Below are 12766 nucleotides of genomic sequence, written 5' to 3'. Positions count from 1 at the left end.
ATGGATACGATCGCCCGCCGAGGCTGATGCTGGTGCTGTCGTCGCCGTCCGGCGCGGGCAAGACGACCATCGCCCGGCGCATTCTCGATGAGGACGAGGGCATCGCGCCGTCGATCTCCCACACCACGCGCGCCAAGCGAAAGGGTGAGACCAACGGCAAGGACTATCATTTCGTCGGCAAGGACACGTTCAGCCAGATGCGCGACGCGGGCGACTTCCTGGAATGGGCGGTGGTGTTCGACAATTATTACGGCACGACGCGGGCGCCGGTCGAGCAGGCCCTGGCGCAAGGCCGCGACGTGTTGTTCGATGTGGATTGGCAAGGCGCGGCGGCTTTGCGCGATGCCGCTGGCGAGGACGTGGTGTCGGTGTTCGTGTTGCCGCCGTCGGCCGGCGCGCTCGAAGACCGATTGAAAACAAGAGCGCAAGATTCCGAGGACGTGGTCGCTCGCCGCATGCGGGGCGCGAGCAACGAGATCCAGCACTGGGTCGAATATGATTATGTCCTGGTGAATTTCGACGTGGACAAGTCGGTCGAGGCGGTGCGCGCCATTCTCGCCGCCGAGCGCTTGCGCCGGGCGCGGTTCACCGGGCTGAAAGGCTTCGTGCAAAGCCTGTTGGCACAGCTCTAGCCGCGCTTCCGCGCACCCTCGAGCGCATTGGCGATACGGCAGAAATCGCCGACCTGCAATTCCTCGGCGCGTGCCTTCGGGTCGAGGCCAAGCCCTTCGAGCAGGGGTTCGGCGTCCGGCGTGATCTGACGCAGGCTGGCGCGCAGCATCTTGCGCCTTTGACCGAAGGCGGCGGCCGTCACCCTTTCCAGCTGCTTCGGATCGCACGGGGGCTCCGGCGCTTGCCGCGGCACGAGCTCGACCACCGCGGAATCGACTTTCGGCCGTGGCGTGAACGCCTCGGCCGGCACGTTGAACAGGATGCGGGGCATGGTCCGCCACTGGGACAGGACGGCAAGGCGGCCATAGTCCTTGTTGCCCGGGATGGCGACGATCCGCTCGGCGACCTCGCGCTGAAACATGAGAACGAGGCGGTCGAACCACGGCGGCCAGGGCTCGGTCTTGAGCCAACCGATGAAGAGCGGGCGTGCCGCGCTGTAGGGCAAGTTGGCGACGATGCGCGCGGGCGAGGGCAACGCGAGCGACCCGTAGTCGATCGTCCGGGCGTCGGCGGCGACGATGTCGAGACGGCCGGGATAGAGCGCTGCGATGTCGTGCAAGGCGGCGAGGCAGCGCTCGTCGCGCTCGATGACGACGACCCGGCTTGCGCCTTCGAGAAACAGTGCACGGGTGAGACCGCCGGGGCCGGGGCCGACCTCGACGACGGTGACGCCTTCCAAGGGACCGGCGGCCCGGGCGATGCGGCGGGTCAGATTGAAATCGAGCAGGAAGTTCTGACCGAGACTCTTCTTGGGCGTGAGGCCGCAGGCACGGATCACGTCGCGCAGGGGCGGCAGGCCGTCGTCGGTGGCCATCGCCTAGTCCTCGGCCGAGCGGCTCATGGCATCGGCCAGGCGGAGCGCCTCGACGAGGCTCTTGGGATTCGCCTTGCCGGTCCCGGCGATGCCGAAAGCGGTGCCGTGATCCGGCGAGGTGCGCACGAAGGGCAGCCCGAGGGTGACATTGACGCCCTCCTCGAAGGCGAGCGTCTTGAACGGTACGAGCGCTTGGTCGTGATACATGCACAGCGCCGTGTCGTAGGTCTCGCGCGCGGCCGTATGAAACATGGTGTCGGCCGGGTAGGGACCTTTGACGTCGATCCCTTCGGCCTTTGCGGCTTCAATGGCCGGCGCGATGATCTCGATCTCCTCGCGGCCCAGGCTGCCGTCTTCCCCGGCATGGGGGTTGAGGCCGCTCACGGCGAGACGCGGCTGGAGGAAGCCGAAATAGCGGCGAAGATCCTGGTCCGTCGTCCTGATGGTCGCCAGAAGAAGGTCCGCGGTGAGTTGGGCCGGGACCTCTTTAAGCGGAATATGGATCGTCACCGGCACCGCCTTGAAGGGGCCCGCCACCAGCATCATCACCGGAGCGGCGCCGGTCCCTCGGCGGCGAGAGCCGCCAGATATTCCGTGTGGCCGGGAAAGGTGAAGCCGGCCTGATAAAGCAGGGACTTGGCGATTGGGTTGGTGACGACGGCGCGCGCGCTCGCCCCGGCGCACCAGGTCCACGGCCATCTCGATGGACTGCTTCACCGCCGGCGCGGCAGCCACGTCGGGACGTCCGGCGACGACCGGACCGGGGACGGCGACCGGCAGCACCGGCAAGGCCTCGGCGAAGACATCGAGCGCCTCGCGCGGCGTGGCGACAGTGGCGATGGGAACGGAGAGCCCAAGCGCCTCGGCGCGGGCGGCAAGGACGCCCTCGTCGCCGAGGAGCACGAAAGGCGGAATAGGCTCAACGCTTCGCGCGGCAAAGGCGAGAAGCGTGATGTCGGGCCCGATCCCGGCGGGGTCGCCAAGGGTGAGGGCAAGGGGTGTATCGGCGGCCATGGGCCACAGGGCCTAGCATGAAGGGGGCTGGCGCGAAACGATGGCGTCAGCGGTATTCGATGAAGGCGTCCTGGCGGAGATCGCGCAACAGCCGCTCGGCGCGGATCATCATCTCGTCGTTCAGCAGCTTGCGCTGCGTGGCCTCGCGCACCTTGGTGTCGCCCTTGGTAGAGACCTTGCCGCACACCGCGTAAAGCTCGACGCCGGAGGGCGAGATGGATGGCGGCGTCATTTGTCCGACCTTGGCGTTCATGACGAGCAGCCGGGCCGGCTGGGTCAGGGTCGAGGTCTGCTGATCTTGGAGGGTCTTGACGGTCGCGCCGGCGGTCGCCTTGGCCAGCTCGGTGACATTGGCGCAATTGCTGAACCGGGCGCGCAGCGCTTCCGCCGCCGCGATCTTCGCGGCAATGGTTCTTTGATCGGCGTTGCTCGCCATCGAGAACTTGACCTGGCGGAGCTGCAGGGTGGTCTGGGATTCCCCGCCACCACCGGCTTCGTCGGAATCCGACAGCGCCCGATCCACGTCGACATCGCCGATCTGGATCTCGCGGCGGAATTTTTTCCGCACCACGTCCTGCCACACGAGTTGCGCGCGGATGCGATCCTTCAGCGTCCTGATGTTGACGCCGGCGCGTCCCAGCGCCGTGGTCAACCCGGCGACATCGAGATTGTTCTTCTGCGCCATGTTCTCGAGGATCTTGGTGACCTCATCCTCGTCGGGCGTGGAGCCCAGCTTCTGCCCCTCGAGAATCTGGAGACGCTCGTCGATGAGCATGTCCGTCGCCTTCTTCTTCAGCTCCGGACCGGGCTTCTCCTGGGTGGTGATGGAGAGGAAGCGCTGGCGCTGCTCGATATCGTAGTCGGAGATCGGGTTGTCGTTGACCAGAACCTTGATTGAGGTCTCCTGCGTGAGGGCGAGACCCGAGCCGAGCACGACGAGAAGCAGCGCGGCGAGCGCTCCAAAGCCGCGCACCAAGCGGAAGACTGTCCTAGTCATTGCTGTCCGACCCGTCGGCCCCGAACCCGCCAAAGGCGCTGGTCGACATGGTATAGGCGCCGAGATATTTCAGGGCGAAGTTCACGAGGAAGCGCTCATCCGGCTCGATGTCCTGATCGCGGATGAAGGACCGCTGATAGGTCACGTCCATCATGAAGCAGTCGTCCTGATAGCGCAGGCCCAGACCGTCGGTGATCGTTTGATCTTCCTGGATGTCGTAGCGCATGTTCGCGAGCAGGGACCAATCCTCGGTGATGGCGAGCGCGCCGGCCGCCAAGATCTCTTCGCTGTCGGCCTCGGGGACGATGCCGGCGGGCGCGGCGGTGGGAAGATTGCCGGGAACGTCGGCGTAGTTCACGCGCGCCTGCAGCGGTCCGTAGCGCATCCACGAGCCGAGATCCGTGCGCTGGACGGTGAGGTCGTCCTGATCGAAGCGCTGTTGCGCCGAGAATGAAATATTCCGCGTGGCCTGGAAGTACACGCCGGTGACGTAGTCCGACGCGTCGGTGGCGAGGCCGCTCGTCTGGTAGAACGCCGTGTCGAACTCGTTCTGTCCGCCGATCTGATAGCTCTGGCCGGCGACGGCGCGCAGATACGCGCCCGATGCGAACTGCGCCGTGTAGCCGAAGCCGTAGTTGGCGCGTGTGCCGGTCTCGATACGGTCATAGCCCGAGAACTTGTCGATATCGAACAGCAGCGTGTCGTCGAAAACGAGGCTCAACGCGTCTTCGTTGGGAATGTCCTGCTGATCGCCGAGCGTGTCAGGCCGGGCGATGATCTGACCGATGGGCTCCACGGTATGCGTCACGGAGCCGGTCGTGGTGATGAACGGATAGCGATAGTCGAGGCCGGCCACGGCGTTGCCGCGCCAGATGGCGCCGTCCTCGGGGTCCTCGCTCATGATGTCATCGCTGCCGGTCAAATCGAGTTCCGCCGGCTGGTCGATGCCGTAGACATCGCCGCGCAGACGGCCGAACGGCGTAAACACCTGACCGATCGGATCGATCAGCTTCCGCCGCCAATTGGCTTCCACGATGAGGCGATTGGAGTCCGTGCCGTCCTCGCTGGAGAACACCATGGCGTTGGAGTTGAAGCTCAGCTCGCCGCCGATGACCGGCGTCCCGACGATGTAGTCATAGTCGATGATCGGGTAGACGGTCGCCTCGGAGAAATCCTCGTCTTGGAACAGCAGGCTCTGCGTGTTGTAGAAGCGCGTCGAGATGTAATTCCGGTCATGCAGTCCCTCCAGGTAGACCTGGGAGACGCGGTCGGTCTTCAGGCGCGAGTCCAGATTATAGAACCGGCGGAAGGTCTCGTCGGTTTCGGCGAGAATGTCCCAGCCCCAGGAGTAATAGGGGTCGAGGGCGAACTTGCCTTGGGTCTTGATGCTGCCGCGGAAGTCCTGGTCGGCCGGGCTGAGCGGATCGTCGGGATTGTCGAACACGCCGGCCATCTCGATGCGATAGCCGCCGGATGCGGTGCGCTGCCGCCAGTCGCCGAGTAGCAACGTTCCCGCCTTCTCGGTCCACATGGGCGCGAAGGTGAAGTCGTAGTGATCGGACAGGGCGAAATAGTAGGGGACCTGAACCGTGCTGCCGAGCTCGTCGGAGTGGCTGTAGCTCGGCATGAGGAACCCTGACTTCCGCTTCACCGTCGGATCGGCGGTCTGGAAGTAGGGCACCCACAGCACCGGCACGCCGAAGAAGTCAAAGGCCGCATCCTTGTAGGTGATGGTGGCCTGGTCGCGCTTGTGCGTGATCTTGCCGGCGCGGATACGCCAGGTCGGCGGCTTGGTCGGGTCTTCCTCGCAGAGCTTACAAGGCGTGAACCAACCCTTGCGGAACACGGTGACGTTGCCGGCCTCGCGGGATGCAGACTGAGCGACGATGCGTGTTTCGTCCTTGGTGACGAGCTTCAGGGCGTCGACAAAGCCGTCGCGGAAGTCGTCGGTCAGGGTGAGCTGGTCGGCGGTGATGACGGCGCCGTCGGGGTCCTTCATGCGGACATTGCCCTCGGCGGCCAGCGTATTCGAATTGCGGTTATAGACCACGCTGTCGGCAAGCAGGGTGTAGTTGCCGTAATAGATCTCGACATTGCCCTTGGCGCGGATCGTGGCGTTGTCGTTCTCGTAGATCATCTCATCGGCCTGCAGCAGCATGGGCTCGGCGGAGCCCATTTGCGGCGGCTCGATGATCTGCTCAAGGCCCGTCTGTGCTTGGGCGAAGGCCTCGTGTGTGGGCGCCAAAAGCACGGCGAAGGCGGCGAGAACACCCGCCAGCACGACGCCGCGGTTGCGCGCAAACGCACGCCCATAAGACGCGGCGAAGCCGGGCAGCGCCCGGCACATCGAAAGCAGGATTGTTGCTGCCCGCGCCATCATCCGTCCTCTTTGTACAAGAGCACGGTGAGTGCGAGCGATGCCGCGACGATCACCGGAATCCAGGCCGCAGCCGCAGCGGACGTCAGGCCCGCCATGGCGAAGTTTCGCGAGATCTCCGAGAACACGAAAAAGCCGAAGCCGGCAGCGAGTCCGAAGATTGCGTTGATCTGAACGTTGCCGAACCGGAAGCCCTTGAGGGAACAGGTCGCGGCGATGAGAACCATGGTGACGAGCAGGAACGGCCGCGACAGCAGCAGATGATACTGCACGCGGTACTGGGTCGCGGGCAGGCCCGCGCGCTCGGCGATCTGGATGAAGTTCGGCAGATCCCAGAACGAGATCGAGAACACGGTGCCGAGCGTGTCGCGCACCTGGGTCGGGGTCAGATAGGTGCTGAGCATGTAGCGCGTGTAGAACGCGGGCTCTTGCCCGACGGCGCTCACCCAGGCGTCCTGAAGCTCCCAGCGTCCATCCTTGAGCACGGCGCGCTTGGCCTCGACCCGCTCGGTCAGGGAGTGCTTGGCGTCGTACTGGAACACGGTGACGCCGTTTAGCTCGAGACCTTGGTTCAGCACCTCGAGCGCATGCACTACCGACGGTCCGTCGGCCCCGTCCTCGCGCAGCCAAGCGCCGGCCTTCTTACTGGTCTTGAGCAGGGATTCGTCCTTGCCGAAAGCGGATGCGTACAAGCGCTCCGCCTCGCCACGCGCCACCGCGGCGATCGGATTGTAGGCGACCACGAAGATCACCCCGAGCACGAAGGCGACGATCATCGCCGGCAGCGTGAACTGCCACACCGATACGCCGGCCGCGCGCAACACGACGAGTTCCGACGAGCGGCTCAACATGAGGAAGATCGCGATCGTGCCGATGAGCACCGCGAAGGGCAGGGTGAGCTCCGAGAACGAGGGCAGCCGCAAGATCGTCATCCACGCGAGAAGGAAACCTGGAACCTCGCCGGAGAAATTACCCGCCCGGCGCAGCATCTCGATGAAATCGACGAAGAAGATCAGCACGCAGCAGATCGCGAACATCGCCACCATAGCGGCGAGGAATCGCGCTGAAAAATACCGCGCAAGAGTTCCCCCTGCACTGATGCCACGCATCTGCGCTCTCACTCCGTCTGCATCCCTCTAGCGGTCCAAAACTTTATGTTTTTTGGCTGAAACTTGAGCTCGAAGTTCAGCTTGGCCCGCAGTTCTGGCGACATTCTAACGTGCGCCGTCCATGCCGCAACGAGAATCGCCCCCACCGGAATAGCATACACCAGCAGCACGGCCCACGCACTCAAGGCGACCAGATTACCGGCCGCAAGCCCTGCCATTCTAAGGCCTAGCGCGATGCCGAAGGCGGCCAGAATCTGGCCCCAGCGGTTCTCTCTGGTGGTGCGCGCGTGAGCCATCAAGGCAATGGCGACAAACACGAAAACGATGGGGTAGAGCGGGGTGGTGAGGCGTTCGTGTAGTTCCGAGCGCAGTTGGCCATAATTCTGGTTGGCCCTCTTGTCTTCCGGGGCGGGGAACAGAAGTTCTCCAATAGAACGCTCCCGCGCTCTCAATTCTTTACTTCCGCTATCCTTTGAGCCAAACTCCGATAGGTCGAGCATGTTCTGATCGAAGGCCACGATTTGTACGGCTTTGTTCTTATCTTCCGTGTTGAAGCGGTGGACGTAGCCGTCGAACATGACGAGATAGGAGCCCTGGTCGTTGCTGAGGATGCGCCCCCGCTCGGCCAGAAAACTCATCACCTGCTTGGGGTCGCGCTCGTCATGGACGAGAAGTCCGAGCAACTCGCCGGACGGGCTGCGGTCGCGGATATGGAAGGTCAGACCCGTCTCGGCGCTGGAAAAACGGCCTGGCTGAAGGACTTGCGAGATCAGGTCGGCGCGGACCTCGGTGATCAGGCCGCGCAGGGCGCGCATGCAGGCCGGGTTCAGGACCACGTTGGCGAAGAGAATCGCGCCGCTGACGATGGACGCCAGCACCACCAGGGAGATGCCGATGCGCCAAACGGGCGCGCCTGCGGCGGTCATGACGATCAGCTCGCTGTCGCCGTTCATGCGGTCGAGGGTGTAGAGCACCGCCATGAGCACGGCATTGGGGGCGATCAGGGCGACGAGGCTCGGCAGGCTGAGGGCGGTCATCTGCATGAACAGCCACAGTCCCTGGCCTTGCGAGGTGATAAGATCCAGCTCTTTCAAGGCTGTAGCAAGCCAGACGACGGAGGTCAGGGTGAGCAGAATGACGAGGAAGGCGTTCGAAACCTGCCGAAACATGTAGCGGTTGAAGAGCGACATGACCGTTTCGACGTCCCCCGTGTGGCCCTTTTGCCGTTCCCCCCGCGAGCGCTCCCCGGAGGGGCCTCAAACGGCTGGTACCAAACATCATTCCCACCAGTCCAAGATGGCGGAATTTCGGCCATTTGGAATGGCTTGCCTTTCCCTCACGCAAGACTTACGTAGGTCGATCATATTCCCTGCCGCTGTTGCAAAACTGCACCAGGAGGCGCGCGGGCGGCTCCTTGTCCGGCGTGCTTTGGTCGGCCTTTCGAGGCCGGATGGCGCGCCTCATCGATGGAGCTTGCCGTGACCGATCAGACCGCTTTGTCCTTTGCCAGCAAGAGCGCAGCCGGCGACGGTGTCGCCGTGGTTTTCGCCGAGGAGGGACCCAAGCTCACGCCTCAGGCCCTGGCGCTCGACAAGACCACCAAGGGCCTGCTGACGAAGGTCGCGCGCATCTCCGACTTCAAAGGCAAGAAGGGGTCCTCGGTCGACGTGCTCGCGCCGCAAGGTCTCAAATTCTCGCGCGTTTGCGTGGTCGGTCTCGGCAAGCCGGCATCGTTCGGTCATGAGGATTGGCTCAATCTCGGCGGCACCGTGCGCGGGCTTCTGTCGGGCCGGGAAGGGGCCGCCGCCCATGTCTATCTCGAGACCGCGAAGGGCGATGTCTCGACGGCGGATCTCGCGGCCTTTGCGCTCGGGGCGCAACTGCGGGGCTACAAGTTCGACAAGTACAAATCCAAATCGGCGAAGAAGAACGGTAATGGCAACGGTAACGGCGACAGTGCCAAGTCGCTGAAGAAGATGGTTTTGCATTGCGCCGACCCGCGCGCGGCGGGACAGGTCTTCGCGCCGGACCGCGCCATCGTCGACGGCGCAACCCTGGCGCGCGACCTGGTGAACGAGCCGGCCAACGTGCTCGGCCCGGGCGAGTTCGCGACGCGGGCCAAGGCGCTCACCAAGGCCGGCGTGCAGGTCGAGGTGCTGAGCGAGGCGGCGATGAAGAAGCTCGGCATGGGCTCGCTGCTCGCCGTCGGCCAGGGCAGCGACAAGCCCAGCCACATCGTGGTGATGCAGTGGAAGGGCGCCGGGCCGAAGGGCGGGGCGCCCATCGCCATCGTCGGCAAGGGCGTGACCTTCGACACCGGCGGCATTTCCCTGAAGCCCGCCGGCGGCATGGAAGAGATGAAGGGCGACATGGCGGGTGCCGCGTGCGTCGTCGGACTCATGCAGGCGCTTGCCGAACGCAAGGCCAAGGTCAACGCCGTTGGCGTCATCGGCACGTCGAGAACATGCCGGGCGGCGGCGCCACACGTCCCGGCGACGTCGTCACCGCCATGTCGGGACGACGATCGAGGTGCTCACACCGACGCCGAGGGGCGCATGGTGCTCGCCGATTGTCTCTGGTACGCGCAGGACCGCTTCAAGCCGAAGGCCGTGATCAATCTCGCCACGCTCACCGGCGCCGTCATGGTGGCGCTTGGCAAGGAGCACGCGGGTCTGTTTAGCAACAACGACGAGTTGTCGGAGCGGCTGACGGCCGCGGGCAAGGAGACGGGGGAGCAGCTGTGGCGGCTGCCGCTCGGGCCGAAATACGACAAGATGATCGAGTCGAAGGTTGCCGACATCAAGAACACCGGCGGCAAGTGGGGCGGCTCGATCTCCGCCGCGCAGTTCCTCCAGCGTTTCATCAAGGAAGGCACGCCGTGGGCGCATCTCGACATCGCCGGCACGGCCATGTCGTCGGTCGACAGCGCATCAACCGGAGCTGGGGTTCGGGCTTCGGCGTGCGGTTGCTCGACCGGCTGATCAAGGATCACTACGAGCGCCGTTAAGGGTGGCGGCGCGCTCCGTCCATGCTCAGTCACCCCATCTCATATATTTTCCATAATATACCTTATGCGAATCGGGGATGTGGGGCCGGATCATGCTGAATTCGTGCTATCACGCTGATTTAGCTACAATTATTCGGTTTCTGCCGCAGCGTTTGTCCGCGCCTGATTTCGGAGCGGCTGATGGCTGACGAGACGCCCAAGACCCACGATATCGACGACCTGCTGGCCGTCATGGCGCGTCTGCGCGATCCCGATGGCGGCTGTCCGTGGGACGTGAAGCAGAGCTTCGGGACGATCGCGCCCTACACCATCGAAGAGGCTTACGAGGTCGCCGACGCGATCGCGCGAAACGATGTGGACGGCCTCAAGGACGAGCTCGGCGATCTCCTCCTCCAGGTCGTCTATCACGCGCAGATGGCGTCGGAGGACGGCACGTTCCGCTTTGCCGATGTGGTCGACGCCATCACGCGGAAGATGATCCGGCGGCATCCGCATGTGTTCGAGGACGCCTCGCGCCGCGACGAGTTCATGTCCACGGATCTGTGGGACCGCATCAAGGCGGAGGAGAAAGCCGAGCGCGGGCATGGTGGCGGTGGGACGCTCGACGACGTTCCGGTCGGGCTGCCCGGACTGACGCGCGCCGTCAAACTTCAAAAGCGCGCGGCCAAGGTCGGGTTCGATTGGCCACATCTGGCTCCCGTTCTCGAGAAGGCCGAGGAAGAGATCGCCGAGCTGAAAGACGCGATCGCCGAGGATGGCGATGGGCGGTCAAAGGCGCGTGTGGCGGAAGAGTTCGGCGACCTGCTGTTCGTCATGGCCAATTTGGCGCGACATCTCGGCGTCGATCCGGAAGCCGCACTGCGTAGCGCGAACGCGAAATTCGTGCGGCGGTTCGAAAGCATCGAGGCGGCGCTCGCAAGAGATGGCCGCACGCCCGAGGAGTCCACGCTCGACGAGATGGATCGGCTCTGGGACGCGGCCAAGGACGCCGAGCGGAAAGAGTAGGCGGCCCCCTGCTCTGTCGCGGCTTGCTACTCGGTCGAGGCTTGGAGCCTTGCCGCGCCGGCGAGCCGCGCGAGCTTGTCGCGTTTCTCCGGGGCCACGCGTACCCGTAGCGATGTCATGCCGTCACCGAGAGCGGTTCGCGTGACCACCTCGCAATTCTCGTGGATCCAATTCGACAACGCGCCCTCTTGCGGTTGCAGCGTGATCTCCACGGTTTGGCGGCGGCGATTGAGCCTGTGCTCGATCTCGGCGAGCAAGACGTCGAGTCCCTCGCCGGTGATGGCCGACACGAGAACCGCGTCGTGGCGATCCGCTTCGTTGGCGGTGCTGCCCTGTTCGGCGGCGTCGAGAAGATCGGCTTTGTTCCACACTTCCAGCGCCCGGTCGGGCTCGGCGTCCGCGTCGATGCCGAGATCGGCGAGCACGGCGTTCACGTCGGCCCGCTGGCTGGCGGTCGCCTCGTCGGCGATGTCGCGGACATGCAGGATCAAGTCGGCTTGCTGCACCTCCTCCAGCGTGGCGCGGAAGGCGGCGACGAGCGTGGTCGGCAGGTCGGAGATGAAGCCCACGGTATCGGACAGCACGGCTTTCGAGCCGCCGGGGAGCCGCAGCGCTCGGATGGTGGGGTCGAGGGTCGCGAACAGGATGTCCTCGGCGACCACGTCGGCCGCGGTCAGCGTATTGAACAGGGTCGACTTGCCGGCATTGGTGTAGCCCACGAGCGCCACGGCTGGGTAAGGCACGCGCTGGCGCGACTTGCGGTGCAGGGCGCGCGTGCGGCGGACCTGCTCGAGCTCTTTGCGGATGACGATGATGCGCTCGCTGAGCAGCCGGCGGTCGGTCTCGATCTGCGTCTCGCCGGGACCGCCGAGAAAGCCGAAGCCGCCGCGTTGCCGCTCGAGATGCGTCCACGAGCGCACGAGCCGGCTCTTCTGATAGACGAGATGGGCGAGCTCGACTTGCAAGCGCCCTTCCCGCGTGCGCGCCCGCTCGCCGAAGATCTCCAGGATGAGCCCCGTCCGGTCGAGCACCTTGGCGTCCCATGCGCGCTCGAGATTGCGCTGCTGCACGGGCGTCAACGGGTGGTCGACGATGACGAGCTCGGCGCCCTCGGCGCGGACCAGGCCCGCCAGCTCCTCGACCTTGCCGGTGCCGAACAGCGTGGCCGGCTTGGGGTGCGGGACCGGCACGAGTCCGCTCGCCACCACGTCGAGATGGATGGCGAAGGCAAGACCGACGGCCTCGTCGAGGCGGGCCTGCGGCGGGCGCGAGACGGGCTCGTGGCCGCGCGTCCGGGCGTCTCTGCTCGGTTTCTGGTCGAGAACGGGCACGAATACGATCGCGCTCACGCGTCCCTCGGGACGCACGTCTTCCCTCTCGCGCGCCACCCGCCCCTTTTTACGCTTCAGCTCTTTGGGGTCGGTTGGACGCAATTATTCAGCGGCACCTTCCGCGTCGGTGATGTCGGCAAGCTGGATCGGCTGGCCTGGCATGATGGTCGAAATCGCGTGCTTGTAGACGAGCTGCGAATGACCGTCCCGACGCAAGAGAACACAGAAATTGTCAAACCAGGTCACAACGCCTTGAAGTTTCACACCATTTACAAGAAAAATTGTTAGTGGCGTCTTGTTCTTGCGAACATGATTGAGAAACGTGTCTTGAAGGCTCTGCGTGCGTTCTGTCGCCATGGGCTTCCCCGTCCCTTTGGTCCACGCTTACGCTTGTTGGATGGCGCCGGACATTCGCTCCAACCGGCCACCTCAGTGCATTA

Annotated in this window: 11 protein-coding genes; 3 read left to right on the top strand and 8 right to left on the bottom strand. The window is 64.6% G+C overall.

The genetic code is table 11. The features are described from left to right. The first annotated feature begins 26 nt into the window (after nucleotides 1–26). Nucleotides 27–632, top strand: a complete 606-nt coding sequence (gene gmk / locus AUC69_RS11685; RefSeq protein WP_069442311.1) for a guanylate kinase — start codon at nucleotides 27–29, stop codon at nucleotides 630–632. Here gmk and rsmA read toward each other — a convergent pair. From rsmA to lptF, 6 genes are read right to left on the bottom strand one after another with little or no spacing between them, the layout of a single operon-like run. Then, nucleotides 629–1486: a 16S rRNA (adenine(1518)-N(6)/adenine(1519)-N(6))-dimethyltransferase RsmA gene (gene rsmA, locus AUC69_RS11680; RefSeq protein ID WP_069442310.1), complete on the bottom strand. Its 858-nt coding sequence runs from the start codon at nucleotides 1484–1486 to the stop codon at nucleotides 629–631. The two genes, gmk and rsmA, sit on opposite strands and share 4 nt — an antisense overlap. 3 nt (nucleotides 1487–1489) lie before the next feature. Then, a complete protein-coding gene (gene pdxA / locus AUC69_RS11675) occupies nucleotides 1490–2500 on the bottom strand; it encodes a 4-hydroxythreonine-4-phosphate dehydrogenase PdxA (RefSeq protein ID WP_244500231.1) in 1011 nt (336 codons plus the stop codon). Nucleotides 2501–2546: 46 nt separating this feature from the next. Next, nucleotides 2547–3497 (bottom strand): peptidylprolyl isomerase, encoded by a 951-nt coding sequence (locus AUC69_RS11670; RefSeq protein WP_083239382.1) that lies wholly within the window; start codon nucleotides 3495–3497, stop codon nucleotides 2547–2549. Beyond that, nucleotides 3490–5877: an LPS-assembly protein LptD gene (locus tag AUC69_RS11665; protein ID WP_083239381.1), complete on the bottom strand. Its 2388-nt coding sequence runs from the start codon at nucleotides 5875–5877 to the stop codon at nucleotides 3490–3492. The genes AUC69_RS11670 and AUC69_RS11665 overlap by 8 nt, the downstream gene beginning before the upstream one ends. Further along, nucleotides 5874–6983, bottom strand: a complete 1110-nt coding sequence (gene lptG, locus AUC69_RS11660; protein WP_069442308.1) for an LPS export ABC transporter permease LptG — start codon at nucleotides 6981–6983, stop codon at nucleotides 5874–5876. Before lptG ends, AUC69_RS11665 begins: the two co-directional genes overlap by 4 nt. Before the next feature lie 8 nt (nucleotides 6984–6991). Further along, complete coding sequence (gene lptF / locus AUC69_RS11655) at nucleotides 6992–8173, bottom strand: LPS export ABC transporter permease LptF (protein WP_069442307.1); 1182 nt, start codon at nucleotides 8171–8173, stop codon at nucleotides 6992–6994. A 288-nt stretch (nucleotides 8174–8461) separates the two neighbouring features. Here lptF and AUC69_RS11650 point away from each other — a divergent pair, with 288 nt between their 5' ends. Further along, nucleotides 8462–9964, top strand: a complete 1503-nt coding sequence (locus AUC69_RS11650; protein ID WP_244500229.1) for a leucyl aminopeptidase — start codon at nucleotides 8462–8464, stop codon at nucleotides 9962–9964. Nucleotides 9965–10170: 206 nt separating this feature from the next. Beyond that, the gene (gene mazG, locus AUC69_RS11645) at nucleotides 10171–10995 is read left to right on the top strand and encodes a nucleoside triphosphate pyrophosphohydrolase (protein WP_069442306.1); all 825 of its coding nucleotides are present in this window, start codon (nucleotides 10171–10173) and stop codon (nucleotides 10993–10995) included. Nucleotides 10996–11021: 26 nt separating this feature from the next. Here the strand turns inward: mazG and hflX are convergent, their stop codons facing one another. Both hflX and hfq read right to left on the bottom strand, forming a co-directional pair. Next, nucleotides 11022–12344, bottom strand: coding sequence for a GTPase HflX (gene hflX / locus AUC69_RS11640; RefSeq protein ID WP_425283533.1), 1323 nt, complete (start codon nucleotides 12342–12344; stop codon nucleotides 11022–11024). A gap of 84 nt (nucleotides 12345–12428) precedes the next feature. Beyond that, the gene (hfq, locus tag AUC69_RS11635) at nucleotides 12429–12683 is read right to left on the bottom strand and encodes an RNA chaperone Hfq (protein WP_069442305.1); all 255 of its coding nucleotides are present in this window, start codon (nucleotides 12681–12683) and stop codon (nucleotides 12429–12431) included. Between the last annotated feature and the right edge of the window lie 83 nt (nucleotides 12684–12766).

Origin of the sequence: Methyloceanibacter superfactus (assembly GCF_001723305.1) — a bacterium.
GTDB classification, from domain to species: Bacteria; Pseudomonadota; Alphaproteobacteria; order Rhizobiales; family Methyloligellaceae; genus Methyloceanibacter; species Methyloceanibacter superfactus.
The sequence above is the reverse complement of the archived record's forward strand: the minus strand, read 5'-3'. Positions and strand labels throughout refer to the sequence as shown.